Origin of the sequence: Flammeovirga sp. EKP202, from assembly GCF_014534745.1 — a bacterium.
Lineage (GTDB): Bacteria > Bacteroidota > Bacteroidia > Cytophagales > Flammeovirgaceae > Flammeovirga.
In genome coordinates, this window is the sequence record NZ_JACVVP010000022.1 from 62,370 (window position 1) to 82,173 (window position 19,804).

A 19,804-nucleotide genomic window follows, 5' to 3' on the forward strand; every position below is an offset into this window, starting at 1 on the left:
TCAACTTCCAATCTACCTTTCTACAAGTATTTATAGGATCTACTCTCAAGCATCCTTCTTCTTCATTTTTAACTTAAAACAAAAACGAACCAAAAAAGTCAAGACTTTGAACGCAAAAGCTAAATTACAGTTCAAAAGACAAATGAAATTGCTTTAATTAATGAAAACTAAGTCTAAAATAATTGAGAATTAAAAATGGTTGAGATTCCATTAATCGAATCCCAACCATTTTCAAGATTTATATTTCCGAATTACTTAGTCAAGTATTTTGAAATGAATAGCTGTACCACCACCTGCATTCATCTGAATCAACATTGCTTCACTTGAAGTAACATTCTTTTCAGTGATCACGTATTTTGTTGGCTCGTTGAGATGTGTTGAGCCAGGTGCATCTGCATAGATAGTTGCTTTATAAAGTTTATTAGGTTCTAGGAAATCAAGACTCACGCTTACAGCTCTACCTGTTGCATCTGTTGCGGCTCCTAAAAACCATTCTTTATCAGTTCTTCTTGCTGTAATCGCAAACTCTCCAATTTCACCCGCTAACATTTTACTTTCATCCCAATCTGCAGTAGAAGAAGATAAAAATTGAAAGGCTTTCATTTCTTTTTCATAATTCTCTACTAAATCCGCAGCCATTTGTAAAGGACTATACAAAATAATAGACAATGCCAATTGCTTCACTAAAGTAGTATGTACTCTCGCTTCATTCATGATCTCAGCAGTAGTATTCCAAGCCACACGATTAGGGTTATTTTCATACTTCACATCAAAAATGCCTGGAGTATAATCTACTGGACCACCTAACATCCTTGTAAATGGAATCGTAACAGTATGATTTGGAGGGTTTCCATCACTCCAACCGTTCCATTCCATACCTCTTACACCTTCTCTAGTCATCATGTTTGGCCATGTTCTTCGAATACCTGTGGGTTTGATGGGTTCATGGGCATCTAACATGATTTTATGTTGAGCTGCCTTTTCAACGACTTTTCTATAATGGTTCACCATAAACTGACCATGATGATGTTCTCCTCTAGGATAAATTCCTCCAGCATACCCTGTTTTCAAAGCATGAATCCCTAGTTTTTCATACAGTTTGAACGCCTCATCCATGTATTTTTCATAAGCAGGAATATCGCCACCTGTTTCATTGTGCATGATCAAGTAAACTCCTTTATCCTGAGCATAGTTGGCAACTTCTTCTAAGTCATAACCTTTTGCGGGAGTGATATGATCAAAGGCGTCTTTTTGTCCCCATTTATCCCAACCAGAGTTCCAGCCTTCTACTACTACACCCCCAATATTATTTTCAGAAGCAAAATCAATGTATTTTTTTGCAGATGCTGTCGTGGCACCTTGTCTTGGTCCTTCTTTCCACTCTTTGGTACCGATGTGGAATTCCCACCAGATCCCTAAATATTGCATTGGCTGAATCCAAGAAGGATCTTTGATTTTAGAAGGTTCGTTAAGGTTTACTATAATGTTAGAGTTGACTAAATCTGCAGCCTTTTGCCCTACTTGTATCGTTCTCCAAGGTGTTTTCATAGGAGCTGTCGCTCTCACTTTATCACCATTTGACCAAGGTACTAATGCAGCATTATAAGTATATTTCTTATTGTCATCTAATTTCAATGTCATGCCTGCATAATTCGTTAATGCAGCCTCATGCAAAGAAATATAAAGGTTGTCTTTTGTCTTAAAAGTTACTGGAGTCGCTACCCAAGTAGCAGAATCTACATCTGTTTGGTTGTATAACTTTTCATAGGTATTATAATCAGCCCAAATCCACCATGCATCATGATTATCGTTAAGCACAAACTGAGTGTTTTCGTTCATAATCACAAAATCCTTTAAGTTAGGTTGTTCGGGGATTTCGTAACGGAAGCCAATACCATCATTGAAAAGTCTGAAAATAATATTCATTTTTCTTTTCGCACCATCCTTCTCCTCTAAAAATACAGTCAACTCATTGTGATGATCTAATACTTTTTTATTCTCTCCCCAAGGCTGTTCCCATGTTTGATTTAAAGTATTTCGTAACTCCCCTACCACTTTAAAGTTTCCTTTTAAAGGTGCTTGGTCTTTGAGATCAAAACCTAGGTAAGATTGTTTTACGATGGGAGTTCCATTCCATGTCACTTGGTACCACGGCTTTCCCTCATCATCTAAATCAAATTCTAAAATCAAAGTTTCATCAGGAGAGGTAGAAGTAAGGTAAGTTGGTGTACACGAACTCATGAACAAACTTACGAAGAAGACATAAAGTACTATTTTTAATTTATTCATTGATTGATAATTATTGGATTTCTACAAAAACTGGTAAATGGTCTGAAGGGAATTTATGATCTCTTGCCTCAGCAATATGAGCATATCTTAATACTTTAAAATAACCATAAGTCATTATAAAGTCAATCTGATCTTTTAAAGCTGCATTATAATCAAATGCTTGGAAAGTACCTGTAGGACCTAGTGGAGTTGTTAGGCTTAATGTTTTCGTATCTTGAAATACATTTTGTAATTCCATGACTGCCGTTGAATTAGGAGTACTGTTTAAATCACCCATTAACACGACTGATATTTTCCCTTTATTCGAAAATTCTTGTGCCTTTTGAGCTATTAACTTTGAAGACTCTACTCTGGCTTCGTCTCCCATATGATCATAATGTGTATTCATCACAATCATAGTTCTCTTGGAATGTTTATGTTTTAATTTGGCCCAGGTACAAATTCTAGGAAGAGCGGCATCCCAACCTTTGCTTGGTTCTTCTGGTGTTGTAGACAACCAAAATGTTCCTGATTCAATGAGTTTAAATTCTTTTGTATCATAAAAAATCGGAGAAAACTCTCCACCTTCTTTTCCATCATCTCTGCCTACACCGACATAAGACATATGGGGCAATTCATTTTCTAAATCATGTAATTGATCTACCAAAACCTCTTGGCATCCCAAAATAGCTACGTTATTGAATTTTATGACATCACCCACCCATTGTTTACGGTGCGGCCATGCATTATCACCGTCATTAGGAGTATTCATTCTAATGTTGAAACTCATGACGTTAATGGATTTATTTTGAGCAAACAGCCCTATCACAAAACATGTTTGCAAGAGTGATAAGAATAGTATTTTTTTCATTTCCTGTTCATCTGAAGTTTTCTTCAATTTTGTATAGAAAAAGCGTAATACAGTGATTCATTTAGCATTGATAACAAAATTAAGCTATTTTATCAGTCTAAAAGATGATATTTCACTATACCACATTTTAAGAGCGTTTACCTTGTTATATACACAACAAAAACCCCAATCTCCAACACAAAGTCGGAAATCGGGATAAAGCTATATATATAAATCAGAAGGAGTTATTTCACATTCTTCAGGGCTTTCCAATGAGGTTCTTGCATTCCAGCAAGGTCGAAGATCGCAAAACCTTTAGCTCCACCTTTTTTGGCCAATTTAATGGCCTCTTCCATATCCTCTTGTTTTGGTAAAGCAGGCGTATAAAGTCCTGTAATCAATGGCTCTTTGAATTTCCCTTTTACATCTGAAACGCCTTGTTCTGTCGCAAATTTGATCCAGTCAATTGGTTCCTCATAGAAATTATTATAAATCATTGGAAACACTATGTCCAACTTGTAATCATCCCATGATTGACGGCAGATTTTTCTGGCTAAGTCCGGGTAAGGGAAAACAGCGGCTGAAAGCACACTTCCTTCTTTGTGGACCGCATCATAAATTTTGTTCACCAATCGTGTAACGGAATCGTATCGATACTGACGCCATTCTTCAGATGCAGTGGGGTCTTTCAGTTCTTTGATATCGATACCTGACTCTTCTTTGAATTTCTGACGGCAAGTTTCACAATAACAGAAATCCCATTCAGGATATTCTTTGTCTTGCACAATTCCATAAAGTGGCTGTAATGAAGACGCCAAAATAACATCTGAATAACGCACGTAATCCAAATGAACTCCTTGCACACCTTCAATTTTAGCTAATGAAACAGCTTGCTTGATGATATGTTCTTGAACTTCTTCTTTAGAAGGACAAACCCATTGGTAGTAATCTACATAAGGATGGTACTCATAGCATGAACGTCCATCGCCACTTACTGCGTACCAATCTGGATTTTGCTTGGCTATTTTATCTCCATTTCTGTTGAGTGTCCACATCCAAGCGTGCATTTCAATGTTTCTTGCTTTCAGTAATGGATACATTCTTTTGTAAGAAGCTTCATTTCCTCCTAAAAGAACACCTTCAATGTTGCAGTCTTTGAGTACATCCAATTTCTCTCCCCATTGAGTGTCAGTCCAGTCATCGTGTGCATGAAGCCACATCCAACGTGTTGGAAGCTTTTTTCCTTTTGCTAGTACGGGAAGCCCTAATACGGCCCCTGCTGTTGCTAGTCCTGCGATTTTAAGAAATTCTCTTTTCTCCATTTTATGTGTAGTAGTATTTACGAGTATTTATAAGATTTCTTTTTGGCTTATAAATATACTCTAATTCATTTCAATTATATCAGTAGAACTGTCTTCTCTGATCACGTAAATCTTCTTTTCCTGAGGCACTTCCAATACCAATTGAAAACCGGTCAGTGTAAGTTCCATTTTTGGGGTCACTTCTTCTCCGTCAAAGTACATTTTGTCGACTCCTCCCAATTCTTCGTAGGTTTTAGCATACACTCTATTTGTTATAAAGTATTTCTTTTGTTTATAATAAATATCATATAAATGACGGTGTAGTCTTTCCCCTTCCGTTTCTTTGATTTCTTTACTGACTTTCTCTCCTACTTTACTTTCTGTAAAATGAAGGTAACCCCATTGTTCCGGCATGTGCATGGCTATCTCTCCTTGTGGTGACCACACCCAATTGTGTTCCGGGTAAGGTCTTCCTGTATCAGGATTGATTTTTTTGGTGTACTCCCCTTCTTTTGCTTCCAAGTCCCAGTTTACTCTTGAGAAATTGATTCTCCAACGTGTATCTTCTTTTGGGAAAATGGCTAAAGGGTGTTCCTGAGCAATTACATTCCATGGAAAGGCAATTTCCAATGTCCACTTTTCATCTTTGTCTGATGGATCATTCAAAGTGCCATACATTTTTACTGCTGACTTTAAGCCTTCAATCTGCCATGAATTCATAAACTTCCCTCCGTCTCTGTACGGTTTAGTCATCATCAAATCCCAAACGGTATTGAGCAAGTTCATTTCAAACTCGTAATATTGAGAAGACGTAGGAACAGGATTAAGAAAAACTTCGAAATCGTTGTCAAAATAAATCACTGCGTCTCTTTCGGTAATCGTACTCCAAAGGTGAGGTTCTTCCAACTCAGCAGCGATATACAAGTAATCTTTATCCCACAACATTTTCAATCTTGTTTGAAATGGCGGATTGGGTTGTTTGTCTCCTTCAATATCAACAAAGTCCTGCGTCCATTCAGCATTTGCCCAATCTTCTTCGTCCAAAACACCATCAATTTTGATAGGGGTTGTAGATTGATAACACAAATAACTTTCAGGTGTTGGGTACTTCTGAGCCAAAGTTGAAGTGGCTACAAAAAGAGTGATAACACTGAGGATAGAGATTAGTCTTAAAATCATTTTTAATTAGGTATCATAGCCTCAAGACCAATTGAAATCGACCTTGAGACTCGTTTGTATTATTTCAGTAATTCAGGGTGAGTTTGATATATTTTATACACTAATTCACCAAATAAAGTATTGGTCCATGCAAACCATGAACGTGTAAATTTCTCAGGATTGTCTTTATGGAAAGATTCATGCATAAAACCAGTATCAGCGTGCGTTGCTTTCAATTGTTCCAAGCACCATTTTAATTCTTGTGGATCTTCTGAAGTGAGTCCTTTTTGAATAATTGACATTGGCCATACATAATCCAAACCTACGTGAGGGCCGCCAATTCCTTCGTATTTTCCTTTAAAGAAATAAGGGTTATTCTCTGACCATACAAAGTTTCTAGTTCTTTGATATAAAGGGTCATCAGCATCCATGCAATCCAAATAAGGCATTGAAAGTAAACTTGGCACATTGGCATCATCCATAAAGTACTGGTTACCAAAACCATCGACCTCAAAGGCTAAAATTTCACCAAAGTCTAAGTGGTCTTTTGTGCCATATTTTTTAATGGCATTATCTACTTCTTCAGCTAAAGCCAGACATTCATCAGCAAATGCGTTGTCTTTGACTACATTGGTATAAATATCAGCCAACTGTTTTAATGACGCTACCGCAAATAAATTGGATGGAATAAGAAATGGTAATAAAGTAGAATCATCTGAGGGACGGAATGAAGAGACGATCAATCCACATGGTTTCATAGAGGCTCCAGCTCCCCAGTTGGCCATGGTATCTTCGTATTTTTGAGTTACCCTTGAAAAAGTATATGGCCCTACTCCGTCTTTACGCTGTTGCTCTTTGAAAGTCTGGACAATCAGTTTTGCTGATTGTTGCCAAGTAGCATCAAAAATGGAAGCATCTCCTGTTTTCTTCCAATAACCATTCGCTAATCTCACAGCATAACATAATGAATCAATCTCCCATTTTCTTTCATGAGTTCCAGGCTTCATATCCGTAATGTCCGTTTCAGCCCATTTTGATTTTACTGTAGGATCTTTCTCAAAAGCATTGGCATAAGGGTCCAACAAAACACATTCAGCTTGTCGGTTCACCAAACCTTTAATCATGGTTTTCAACTTATCATCCTCATTGGCTAAAGGAAGGTAAGGCCAAACTTGTGCTGTTGAATCTCTCAGCCACATGGCAGGAATATCTCCGGTGATCACAAAAGTATCCGGTCGGTCTCCCTTCATGGTGAATTCAACAGTGGTATCTATAGTATTAGGGTAGCAGTTGGTAAACATCCATCGGAGTTCATCATCTCCAATTTTCTTGGCTACCTTTTTGATAATTTTTTCGACTGCATCGGAAGTGAATTTTCTTTCAGCAACTATAGGTCTATGGGATGGGTATTTTTCTTCAAACATTGCTGAGGCCATAGTGGTACCCCCTGCCATGGTTAAGCCTGTTGTAAATAATCCTGTTGTTTTGATAAAATCTCTACGTTTCATTTCAATCTACTTGGTTTGTTATAGTTAAATTAGTTTTGTTGATAGTTACTTTTTACAGCCATTTTTGGTACGATGTAAATGAACCAACATCATTTCAAGAACCTTATTAGCCCAAGACTACTGTCATGGGGCTAATATTTATTTGGTTCAAGGGGTAAATCTTATAGGTTATTCAAGCATTTAACTTCTAATGCTTGTTTCAATTCTTCAGCTGTAATTGTTGTTCTTTCTACTGTAATTACTTTCTCTTGATTTGCTTCTAAGTGGAAATAATTATCCGAGAAATGCGCGGTTGCTTCCCCCTCTAAACTCAATGCTACACTTTCTGCAAAAGCATTTGATTGCAGCTTGATTTTTAATTCATTTCCGTTTTCAATAACTGTTGTCGTGATGTTTGCTTTTGGCAAAATCTGATCTTTTGGTTTGACGAAGAAAGCATAGTTTTTCGTTATCACTTTTCCTTTAGCATCAACAGCTTCTAAGGTTAAGTACATTGATTTTCTTTCTTGTAATGTTGATTTTCTACCTAAAAGCTCTTCCAAAGTAATTTCTAAAACTACCTTAGAGGTGTTACCATCTACTTTGATCGGTAAAGACTTTTTCGCTATTTCTTTTCCTTCAAATGTATTCCACTTTACATTCAAGGTTGCTCCAAAGTCTTTCCACTCATCATTGACTAACCATACCGCCAATAATTCATCTTCAATATCAGTAGAAATCAACTGTTGTTGGAATGCTCTTTCCGCCGCATAGTGTAATGCTTTCCACTCTCCATAGTAATCAATTGACGACCAAGAAGCAGCAGGCCAACAATCATCCAGTTGCCAGTACAACGTACCCATACAGTAAGGCATTCTTCTACGGTGGATCTCAAAACCCTGACGCATACCATCCGCTTGAAGCAATTGGCCCACGTAAACAAAGTCTTCAAAGTCAGTGGGTACATTAAAATCTCTTTCCATATAGACTTTAATCAAACCATTACCTGTATAGCTTTTCTGATGCGTATTCATCACATCCGTTTCCAAGCCCCAATCCTCTTCGATTGTGAATTTCTTGATGGCTTTGAAAGATGGAAAAGACTGGAAACCATATTCACTCATAAAGCGAGGAACATATTCTTTGAAGCTTTCAAATGGATATTTTCCATGCCAAACGCCCCAGAAGTGGTTATCTCCAATGGTGAAGTCTTCTAAATTACCCCAGTTTGAAATTGGTGATGAAGGATAATAGAAACGGCCTTCATCATATGTTTTCACCATATCTGGCAATACTTCTTTAAATAATCTATTGTAATCTTCTTTCAGTTTTGTTTGTACTTCTTCAGACCAGCCATAAGAATCTTGCCAGCCCCAGTTATCCCAAGCTACACCAACCTCATTATTACCACACCATAAAGCCAATGATGGTCTATTTCTTAAACGCTTAATATTGTAAGCCGCTTCTTCTTTTACTTTTCTGATAAAGTCTTTATCCCCCGGATACATTGTACAAGCAAACATAAAGTCCTGCCATACTAAAAGTCCTTTTTCATCACATTGATCATAGAAGTAATCACTTTCGTAAATTCCTCCACCCCACATACGCACCATGTTCATGTGTGCTCTTACCATACTTTCGATCATCCAATCGTAACGATCTTTTGTCACTGATGGCAAGAAACTGTCTTGTGGAATGTAGTTAGCACCCTTCATAAATACGGGCTGTCCATTGACTTTCACAAAGAAACTTTCACCAATACTGTCCGGTTCGTTGATCACTTCCACAGTTCTAAAACCAATTTTATGTGATTCTTGATCCACAAAATCACCGTCTACATTCAATTGTGTGATGATCTCGTATCTTGTTTGCTCACCCAAACCATTTGGCCACCATAATTCTGGGTTCTCAACTTCCGCTTCCAATTCGATCACATTCAAGCCTTTATTCAACATCACTTTTTTCTCTTCAGATGAGAAAGTAGATGAACTGTTAGTCAAGCGGATATTGGCGTCTCCCACTACACTTGATTTTACTTCAACCGTAGCTTTCAACTTTGCTTTTTCTTCTGTCAAGCTCACTTGCTGTAAGTGAACGTCATTAATTTGGGCACTGTTCCAAACCACTAATTCTACAGGTCTCCAAATCCCTGAAGTCACAAAACGCGGACCCCAGTCCCAACCAAACGAATAAGGTGCTTTACGAGAGTAAATACTGTATTTTTCCTCTCTTGCATCATTGTCGGCAGGATATTCAAAGCCTGCTTGCTCTCTAAGTGGTTTTGTTATTTTGATAGGTGAATGAAAATAGACTTCCAGTACATTTCCTTTCTCCTTTAATAGTGAGGTTACTTCTTTGTTGTACCCCACAAACATGTTGTCGGAAGAGATCACCTTTTTGCCATTCAATGTTACATCAGCATAGGTGTCTAGACCTTCGAAATTTAAGGCAAAATGTTGATTTTCTTTGAAAGAAGTCGGTAAGTCAAAAGTTGTTTTGTAAACCCAATCTTCTTCTTCAATCCATTGTAAATCTTTTTCATTTTGACGGTAAAATGGATCTTCAATTAGTTTATTTTGAAATAAGTCAGTGTGCACTACTCCCGGAACGGTCGCAGGGTACCATTGCTCCTTATTGGCTTGTTTGAATTCCCAATCGGAATGTAAAGGATAAGATTTTTTCAATTGCTCTGGGCTTTCCCAATCTGTTGAACAACTCAAAATTAGTAGTGATAGAAATGCGTAAGTTAGGTAAGTAATGTTCTTCATCTTATTTCATTTATGCTAAAATAGCCCAAGGCGATCGTGCCTTGAGCTAGTCTTATATTTCTTGGTATTAATTTAATTCACCAAACAAGTAAGCAGAAACAAACCAGAAGTTTTGTTCTCCTTCCTTCAGTTTTTGTGCTGTTGGCATACTCACCGTAATCTCATGTTGCCCCGAAATTTTATCCATCGGAATGATCATAGGTGGTACATCTGAACCTGGGCACCAGTTAGATCTTGACAAATCCGATGATGCTTCCGGCTCTTCAATTTCTTTCGTTCTGTAGCCTTTTGCTTCCCAGTCAATGTAATCTACATTTCTCTTCTTCAACCAAACTCCTGATGTAGGATTAAATCTACGGAAAGAGGCACAATCGGTTCTCCAAGGTGTGAACTTGAAGAATTCTTCTCCATCTAATTTAATGATGTTTTCTGTAGGGACAAACTCATCTCCTCCAGAATGTCCACCATGCCCCGTAGTGATATACGCCAACTGAACATCTTTAGCATTCTCAGGAATTTCTACAGAAGTACCCATATCTGCTCTTTGGAATTTATCACAACCTCTTTGAGGCGGAATATATCTTACAGAGTTTAATACTGGAGCTACCCAACGTTTCTTGGCAGGTGCATAGGCATTTTCAGATTCATCAAATCGTAATTTCACATCTACATTATACCCCTCTTTGGTCCAAGTGTCAATGTGAACACCGATATACACCTCTCCTTCCAATAAAGGTAAAAGCTGAGTGATATCCTGTTTCCACATCGCCTTTTCTGCCCATCCATCAATATAAACCGGCATTCTGTTAGGGTATTTTGAAGTATCTTGCTTTGAATAATGCCCCACTCCAAACGGTGTCATAAAACGCATCAATTCCACAGCAGGTTTGTATTCTCCTTCTGCAATCATACCCGGATAATTATCCGTTTGTTCGGCATCATCGCTATGCTTCAACTTGTATTGCTTTTGAGCTACCGTCAACATATTCACTCCATTGGCATCCATTACAAACACGGACCCTGCCTTATCCCAACGATCACCTGCTGAAGTTTCCTCTACTATAATAGAGACTTTGGTTTCACGTTCGAATTTTGGAATATTTAGTTTACGAAGCATGATACGTCCTGATTCAATATAGAAGGGTTCCGTATCACTTACTCTAATGCCGTCTTTTGTCAATTCAGGATCAAAGTAAAGGTGCTCTTGATCAAATACATGATAAACTTTGTCACCTATAGATGGAATTTCTTTAGGTCCACAGCTTACCATTAATACAGTTAAAGCGAGTAGTTGAAGAATTTGCTGTTTCATTTGCTGTCGTCTATTTATTTATTTCATTTTTGAGCGACTCTACTGTTTTATCACATGTTACCGCTCTTAAATATTCTGAGCCAGTACTTTCTTTACTCATTGCTACTCCATTGTTCTTAAAAGTCATCTGACTATCTACCAATTTTGAAGCGGAAGAATGCACTGCAGTTACCCCAGTTTTTTCTATAATTTCCTTTACATTTTTTGGTAAAACACCGCTCCCTGCCATAATCTCAATACGGCTATCGGCTTGTTTTACTAAACCTTTCAATACCTCAACTCCCTCAGGAGCCGTCATCATCTGACCTGACGTCAATACTCTATCCACACCAAGACCAATTAAATCTTCTAATGCTTTGTGAGAATCTCTTGCCATGTCAAAAGCTCTATGAAAAGTGACACCCAAAGGTTTGGCTTCTTCTACCAGTACTCTACACCTATCTACATCTATTTCAGCATTTGCAGTAAGTGCCCCAATCACCACTCCATTCATACCTAATCTTTTAGCGGTTTTGATGTCTTCCAACATCTCTTCAAACTCTAGATCGGTAAAATAGAAGTCGCCACCTCTGGGTCTAATAATCGGGTAAACATCAATATCTACACTTTTTCTTACCAATTTCATCATACCTTCACTCGGTGTCGTACCTCCTTCAAGCCTTCCTCCACACAACTCAATTCTGTCTGCCCCTCCTTTTTGGGCATTGATGGCGGAGTCCACCGTGTATGAGCAAATTTCTAATGTTACGTTCATAATCTTTTGTAAAAGAGAAATGAGTTAGTCCTTATGAAAAGTATGCTTTAGTACTCTTCAATCTCACTCTCTTTCTTTGGTTTTATTAGCTTTGTTAAGCTATATATGGTTAATATTTTGATTTATCGTCAATGAAAAATAGCGTCATAAAACGTGTTCTTTATGATTCTATTTTTCATTGAATTGAAAACATGATTGGGACCTACTTTTATCCAAACATGTTTTTAGGTTTTTAATTATAATGCATTCATCGGAATAGAGCTCGACACACCTAATTGTTTATTCGGCGTGTTTGTCATTTCAAACTCTACTACTCCTCCACTCATGATCTCTTGATGAGTGATATATAAACGATCTATCGATTGACCGTTTAATATGATTTTATTGATATACTTATTTTCTTTTGATACGTTTTTAGCAATTACTTTAAATTCATTTCCACTCGAAGTTTTCATGACTGCTTCTTCAAAAATTGGAGTACCAATCACATATATTCCTTGAGCAGGGTTTACGGGGTAAAAACCTAGGCTACTGAATACATACCATGCTGAAATCTGACCACAATCCTCATTACCACTGATTCCCTCAGGAGTATTATCATATTGTGTAAACAGAATTTCGTGTATTTTTTCTTGTGTTTTCCATGCTTCACCCGCATAGTTGTATAGATAGGCAATATGGTGCGATGGCTCGTTACCATGAGCATACTGACCAATTAATCCTGTAATATCAGGAGATATATTATCGCCCGTTAGTTCTGATGAAACTGTAAACAATTCATCTAATTTAGATACAAACGCTTCTTTAGAAGGGAACAAATCAATCAAACCTTGAACATCTTGTAATACAAACCAACTATGTTGGTATGCATTACCCTCAGTGTAATCGGTATTTTCTCTATGGTTTGCTTCTGCCGGATCAAATGGAGTTCTGAAAGTACCATTCGTCAAGCGCCCTCTCATAAATTCTGTTTCAGGATCGAAAAGTGGTTTATAACCTTCCGAACGTTTCATGTATTCTGCATACCCTGCATCATCACCTACGTGTTTTGCCACCTGAGCAATACACCAGTCATCGTAAGCATATTCTAATGTTTTTGTCACTGACTCACCACCTTTATCAGATGGAATAAAACCATATTTCTTATACGCTTTCAAATCACGCTCATCTTGCATTGAAGTCACTTTCATCGCTTCATATACACGCTTTGGATCGATTCCTTCAATTCCTTTTAAAACCGCATCAGCCAAAACAGGCATTGCATGATATCCTGTCATACAATTGGTTTCATTACCTGCCAATGCCCATACAGGCAGAAGTCCAGTTTCATCGAAGTGAGCCAACATTGAATTGATAAAATCAGCATTTCTCTTCTCAGACTCAATAATGGTCGATAGAGGATGAACCGCTCTGAAAGTATCCCAAAGAGAAAATGTACTGTAGTATCTGAATCCATCTGCATGATGCAGTTTATGGTCCGCTCCTTTATAATTCCCTTGTGCATCAGAATGCGTTACAGGGGCTATTTTTGAATGGTATAATGCTGTATAAAAAATCTCTCTTGATTTTTCGTCCTTCGTTGTAATTTTGATTTGACTTAACGCCTCTTCCCAAACATCACTTGCCTCTTGTTTCTTCAAATCGAAATCGTAACCCTTTGCTTCTTGCTCTAAAGCAACATGAGCTCCTTCTAAAGTAGCAGAAGAAACACCTACCGCCGCTGTTACTTGACGTTGATTATCAACATTTTTGAAGAAAATTTGAGCTACTAACCTCTCTCCTTCTTTTTCAATATTAATTTTATCGATGGGTTGAGAAAATTTCATTTCAAAATATACTCTTTGATCCTCAGCCCAACCTTTAGAAAATCTTTCTCCTTTTACACTATAATCATCAATTTGAGTTAATGATGATTTAGTCACTCCATCCCAGTTGACCGCAAAACCAAGATTAACAATCATCGATGGCTTTTTGGCCGATTGAGGGTAAGTCCAACGGTGAAAACCTACTCTTGTTCCTGTCGTCATCTCGGCTTGAATACCGCTATTTTCTAAAAGAACTGAATAATAACCCGGTACAGCTACTTCATTATCATGAGAGTAACGCTGTGTATAAGGTAATTTCTCACGATTTTGTTCCATTGGATCCAACTGATGTTCTTTTTCAGTAGGTAAAACAATTAAATCATTTAAATCTCCAATACCTGTACCGCTCAAGTGCAAATGACCAAAACCAATGAGCAATGAATCTGAGATATGATAACCACTTACCCAATCCCAGCCGCTTACACCATTGATGGGACTACACTGTACTCCACCGTAAGGCAAAGTTGCACCAGGGAAAGTATGTCCATGCTCACCTGTGCCGATCAAAGGATCTACAAAATCTACTAGTTTTTGATGGGATGCCTGTTTCGGCACTTCAGAAGTACATGCACTCATCACAACCAACGGCGTGAAAACAATGACTTTTAAGCTATTTTTGATGTATTTTAAGATCGACACGGTAATTAATTTAAAGTATGATTAATAAAGGTTCGGTTATCATAAAGTGTTCTTTATACAGCAAAAATAAAAAAAAACAGAGACATTCATGCATTAAAACATGCAAAAACATGCATTCATTTCTTAACCTTTGCAAACAAGTCGACAATATCTAAATGTAATAGAGCATACACTTTAGAAACCAGATAAAATACAAGTAAAATACGTATCAACTCACAAAACAACACAAGTAAAAGTTAGAATACTAAGCAATACCTAATTGATGATCAATTGATAAAAGAAGAGCTAACCAACCCAACCTGAAAAAAAGAGGTTCAATATAGTATATTGAACCTCATAATTATGCGTTTACTTATTAGCTTATTCGTATTCCTGATAATTCAGGGTTTCGAATTTTTTCACTACTTCTTACTGTACCATTGTGGTACTGCAATAAAGTGAGTTGCTTCTGATATTGAGCCTCTCTGTCTTTGCATTGCGGCACTCACATTTTCACCATTCGCGTTTAACTCTTTGTTAGGATAAGGGAAACGTGATGGTCTAGTATAATCAGTTACACCACCTCTATGTAATACTACTTCAAATGTTCCATCTAAAGTTGCGTCTGTATTTTCAATTGGATCTTTATCAAATGAAGGGAGATCATAATCTCTTTCCTCTACAGGAACAACTTTGTTCAAGAATGAAGGACCACCAGTACGGTTGACTAAAGTAAATGAAGTATATCCATTACCGATTTGTGATAACCAGTGTTCTGTCACTACAATATCACGTTTGTCTGCTGCCGCATTATATCTTGCTACTGCATCATTCACATATTGAGTTTTGTTCTCATTTTGATTGTAATCTGGATTAGTTTGTTCTTTGTAAAGATTTGAGAAATTGTTCTCATAATCTCCACCACCAAAACCAAGAGCGTCATATTTTGAAATCGCTAATTCTACACCTCTTCTAAAAGCACCATCATCATTGATACCGTAAGCTGGAATAGTGGAAGCCTCAGCAATTAAGAATGCAATTTCATCCGCACCTACAATAATCGAAGGCATTGTTCTGTTGAAAGTTGCCGGGTTCATACCTGCAAGCGTGATAAACTGTCCTTCATTTTGGAAAGTATAAGCTGATCTTTCACCCGCATTTTGATCTCTCCAGAATGCAGCTTGTTGTGTTGCATCCGTATCTTTTCTATAGAATAGGCCTCTATTGCCATCTCCGTTGTCACCGAAACGAACACCTCTGAAGTGTACTTTCTTGAACTCACCTTCTTCTCCTGCTTGTGCAAATGGATCAAAGTTGTGGTATAGTGAAGGGTTATCTACTGCTTTACTCACACCTTCTACATAGTCACAGTGTGCTACAACTCTGAAGATACGAGGATCATGGTGAGATTGCATGTATTTCAATGCTGCTTCTGAAAGGAAGGCATGTGAGAAACCACCTACTTGTCCTTCTACAGCGATACCAATACCGTTTACGTGCTGTCCCCAAGGGCCACCTGCCTCAACATGTCTTACATAAGAAGCGTCAGCCCATGATGAAATGTAACCTCCATCATCATTGTAACCCATTTTGAAGATCTCAGCACCTCTAGCAGGATTAGCTTCTGACATCAACATACCAATCTTGATCAATAAAGAATTGGCTAATTTAGTGTACTGATCTTTCTTATCTGTTGAAGCATCATACGCATCGTGAGAAGTAAATTGTTCAGCTGAAGAAGCTTTTATTGCAGTTCTTGCATTCAATAAGTCTATCACCATCATTTCCAATACTTCCTCTTGAGATTCGTATACTGGGTAATAGATGCCTTCTGTGAAGCCTTTACCTGCAGTTGAGTAAGGAATATCACCATACAGTTCAGTAGCACGAAGCATATTCACCACCTTGATGATATCAAACTGAGCAATGTAATGATCCACTCCTTCTTCTTGCTCAAGTCTTACTTTTGAATCCTCAATGTTCTTGATGATATCTTTAAACAATAATGAGAAGGTAGGTTCAGTATAACCATCATTGGTAGTGAATCCCATACCAGTTGAGTAAAGACAAGCTGTATTTTGAGCGTAAGCTCCACCCATAATGATAGATGATCTCCAAGCCTCGTGACCTGAAGCGTACATTTTTGCTTGAGTAAAGGCCATGACATGTTTTACATCGATGTCGTTTGATGTCCAAGGGTTGTCATTTATCTCTTCAAATCTATGAGTACAACCCATTAGTGATGATGCAGCAACAGTTGCCGCTAGTAATATATTTCTTAATTTCATTTTTTCAACTTTTAGAAGTTAGCATTTAACTTGAAGTTCAATGTTCTTGGAAGTGCTAAAGTCGCTGACTCAACACCCGATACATTTCTTGAACTGAAACTTGCTTCAGGGTCAACATTTGGAGTACTTTTCCATAAGTAACCTACGTTAAATGCTGAAGCAGTTAGGCTTAAGTTTTTGATTGGAGTTTTTTGCATCCATTGCTTAGGGAACATGTACGAAACTGAAACCTCTCTAAGCTTGATGAAAGATGCATCGTATAAGTTAAACTCTGCAATTCCTCCATAACGCCCCCAATACTGTTGTGGATCTACGTTACCTTCAAATTTCTCATAAGTAACATCTCCATTGTCTCCTTCTACAGCTGAGTAAAGGTTGCCAGGATTCCAAGCACCTCCATTGTAGAATTCTTCTCTTCCTGCCACTGTGTTTTCATGCTTACCAGAAATGTACATTGAAGCATTTGTTGAAGAGTAGATATCGCCACCAAACTTACCGTCAATAAGGATTGATAAGCTTAAGTTTTTATAGTTGAATGTGTTTCTCCAACCTGCCATCCAAGGCTGTACACCGTTACCGATGATTGAAGGCTCATCTTCTTGCATGATACGACCTTCACCGTCGACTACAAATCCTCCTTCAGGAGTTCTTAATGCTTTCTTCGCAACTAATGCTCCGTAAGCTTGACCAGGATTGGCTTGGATAGAAATACCACCTGCTGAAGCAATTTCATAGAAATCTACGCCTTCTGTTAATGAAACTACTTCGTTATAGTTATATGCTGCATTTAAAGCTGTAGTCCACTTGAAGTTTCCTTTATCAATTGCTTTGAAATCCATTGCAAATTCCCAACCTCTATTCACAATCTCACCTGCGTTGATGATTGCTCTGTCATATCCTGATACATCCGAGATAGATACAGGGATAATTTGGTTTACAGAAGATGATGAATAACGTGCAACATCAATTCCTAATTTATCATTGAATAATCTTAAGTCCATACCAAATTCATAAGAAGTTTGGATTGCTGGCTTTAAGTTGGCGTTTGGAATATCATTGCCTTTGATGTTACCGAAATTTAAGCCGTTGTGATCCCAGTTGTCAATATCATATTGTAAATACAAACTATAAGGATCTGTATGAGAACCTACTTGAGCCCATGAAGCTCTCAACTTACCAAATGACAACCATTCAGGAACACTCCAATCCATGTCTGAGAATACCCATGTACCCGAAATAGAAGGATATAAGAATGAATTATTATTAATAGGTAATGTTGAAGCCCAGTCATTACGAACAGAAGCATCTAAGTATAAATAACCATTATAGCCTACTGAAGCTGTTGCATACAATGAAGTCATCATCATTTCATAAGTAGAGAAGTCTTGAAATACATCACTACCTGCTCCAGGATTTTGGAAGTCAGATGAAGAGAATTTTGATGATCCTACATCTGTAAAGTTTCTGATTTGATGTAAATAAGCACCACCTGCGTTCACATTGACATCAAATTTACCTACTTTCTTGTTATATGAAATTAAGAAATCTGAATTTGATTCCATTTCAAGGCTTGTTCTTTCAAAAGCTCTACCTTGTGGTTGCCAAGGAGAATATAATGGATCTAAAACATTCAATCTCATCGCACCGTAGTCAATACCTGTACGGGCTAAGATTTTCAAGTCTTCCGTGACATTGTAAGTAACTGAAGTCATACCAACCACACGGTTTAACTCATCCTCATTTTTACGCTCGTGAATATACCAATAAGGGTTTTGATCGTTATTGGTATAACCGATTGGTCTACCTAAATCATCTTTATAATCTTTCAACCAGTGGTGTGAAATTGTAGAAGGCATACCGATTAACATTGACATGTATGAGTTTACTGAACTACCCATAACCAATCTGTTATTAGCTTTCTGATTGGTGTAGTTAAGACGAGCATCAACTTTAATTTTCTCACTCAATTTCACATCACCTTTAATTGAGAAAGTGTTTCGTTTGTAAGTCGAGTTTTGAACCATACCTCGGTTATCCATATTCGAGTAAGAGAAACGGATAGATCCTTTTTCAGTTGATCCATAAGCACTTACCGATGTATTACTCGTTAAACCTGTACGGAAGAAATCATCGTAATTATTGTAATGCGTAAGTGCTCTTTCCTTACCGTCATAATAAGCTGTGTTTAATTGTCCTTCGATTTTAGGGCCCCACATCCCTAACTGATCTCTATCTGAAGCTAGACGACCATCTGAACCGTTACCGTATACGCTTTGCTCATTTGGAGTAATTCCAATAAAGTCCATTGAGAATCCTTGTGAGAAATCAACACCTGACGATCCTTTTTTACCTGATTTTGTAGTGATTAAGATTACACCATTGATGGCTCTTGAACCGTAAAGTGCTGTTGCTGAACCACCTTTCAATACTGACATTTCAGCAATATCATCTGGGTTTAATGATGAAAGACCGTCACCTGTAGAGATATCTGACTCATCTCCATCACTACCATCTGCTAAGATGTTATTTGAAATCGGAACTCCGTCAATTACATATAATGGTTGGTTATTACTACCTAACATAGCATTACCACGGATAATCACTTTTGAAGCAGAACCTGCACCATTTGAAGGAGTGATTTGTACACCAGCCACTTTACCAGACAATGAGTTCATCATGTTACCAGTAGCGGCACCATTACCCATATCTTCAGCTTTTACACCCTGAACAGCATAACCCAGAGATCTTTCTTCTCTTTCAATACCCAAAGCGGTAACTACAACCTCTTCAAGCTGTTCAGCATCAACTTGTAAATTAATATCGATTTTTGATTGTGAATTCACAACAACCTCTTGTGATTGATAACCAACGAAAGAAAATACTAATGTATTCTGTCCCTCAGAGAGTTGGAGGATGTACTTACCATCAAAGTCAGTAACAGATCCTATATTAGTTCCTTTTATTAAGACGTTAACGCCAGGAAGAGGCGAATTATCAGAGGAGTCTTTAACTATACCGGTTACAGCTCGATCTTGAGCATAGGCGTTACTCAACACCAAAAAAGTGCTCAATAACAGTAGTAAACATTTTCTCATGTTTCTCGAATAAATAGATTAGATACGAAAATAAAGTTTG

General features: G+C 37.6%; 11 protein-coding genes. All 11 read right to left on the minus strand.

Features of this window, described 5'->3' with window-relative positions; all coding sequences use genetic code 11:
• Positions 1-255: 255 nt before the first annotated feature.
• Positions 256-2,289, minus strand: coding sequence for a glycoside hydrolase family 97 protein (locus IC221_RS14925; protein ID WP_188169732.1), 2,034 nt, complete (start codon positions 2,287-2,289; stop codon positions 256-258).
• A gap of 10 nt (positions 2,290-2,299) precedes the next feature.
• On the minus strand, positions 2,300-3,058 hold the full coding sequence (locus IC221_RS14930) for an endonuclease/exonuclease/phosphatase family protein (protein ID WP_223241394.1): 759 nt from the start codon (positions 3,056-3,058) through the stop codon (positions 2,300-2,302).
• A gap of 305 nt (positions 3,059-3,363) precedes the next feature.
• Positions 3,364-4,440, minus strand: coding sequence for a putative glycoside hydrolase (locus tag IC221_RS14935; RefSeq protein ID WP_188169733.1), 1,077 nt, complete (start codon positions 4,438-4,440; stop codon positions 3,364-3,366).
• 60 nt (positions 4,441-4,500) lie between these two features.
• Positions 4,501-5,598: a carbohydrate-binding family 9-like protein gene (locus IC221_RS14940; protein ID WP_188169734.1), complete on the minus strand. Its 1,098-nt coding sequence runs from the start codon at positions 5,596-5,598 to the stop codon at positions 4,501-4,503.
• 59 nt (positions 5,599-5,657) lie between these two features.
• On the minus strand, positions 5,658-7,085 hold the full coding sequence (locus IC221_RS14945; RefSeq protein WP_188169735.1) for a glycoside hydrolase family 125 protein: 1,428 nt from the start codon (positions 7,083-7,085) through the stop codon (positions 5,658-5,660).
• A 161-nt stretch (positions 7,086-7,246) separates the two neighbouring features.
• Positions 7,247-9,832: a glycoside hydrolase family 2 protein gene (locus IC221_RS14950; protein WP_188169736.1), complete on the minus strand. Its 2,586-nt coding sequence runs from the start codon at positions 9,830-9,832 to the stop codon at positions 7,247-7,249.
• Positions 9,833-9,899: 67 nt separating this feature from the next.
• On the minus strand, positions 9,900-11,144 hold the full coding sequence (locus IC221_RS14955; RefSeq protein WP_188169737.1) for a PNGase F N-terminal domain-containing protein: 1,245 nt from the start codon (positions 11,142-11,144) through the stop codon (positions 9,900-9,902).
• Positions 11,145-11,154: 10 nt separating this feature from the next.
• Positions 11,155-11,898 (minus strand): copper homeostasis protein CutC, encoded by a 744-nt coding sequence (locus tag IC221_RS14960; RefSeq protein WP_188169738.1) that lies wholly within the window; start codon positions 11,896-11,898, stop codon positions 11,155-11,157.
• Positions 11,899-12,134: 236 nt separating this feature from the next.
• Positions 12,135-14,402, minus strand: a complete 2,268-nt coding sequence (locus IC221_RS14965; RefSeq protein WP_367397770.1) for a GH92 family glycosyl hydrolase — start codon at positions 14,400-14,402, stop codon at positions 12,135-12,137.
• Positions 14,403-14,803: 401 nt separating this feature from the next.
• Positions 14,804-16,669 carry a SusD/RagB family nutrient-binding outer membrane lipoprotein gene (locus IC221_RS14970; RefSeq protein WP_188169739.1) on the minus strand — a complete coding sequence of 622 codons (1,866 nt, stop codon included), beginning with the start codon at positions 16,667-16,669 and terminating at the stop codon, positions 14,804-14,806.
• 11 nt (positions 16,670-16,680) lie between these two features.
• On the minus strand, positions 16,681-19,764 hold the full coding sequence (locus IC221_RS14975; protein WP_188169740.1) for a SusC/RagA family TonB-linked outer membrane protein: 3,084 nt from the start codon (positions 19,762-19,764) through the stop codon (positions 16,681-16,683).
• Positions 19,765-19,804: the final 40 nt, after the last annotated feature.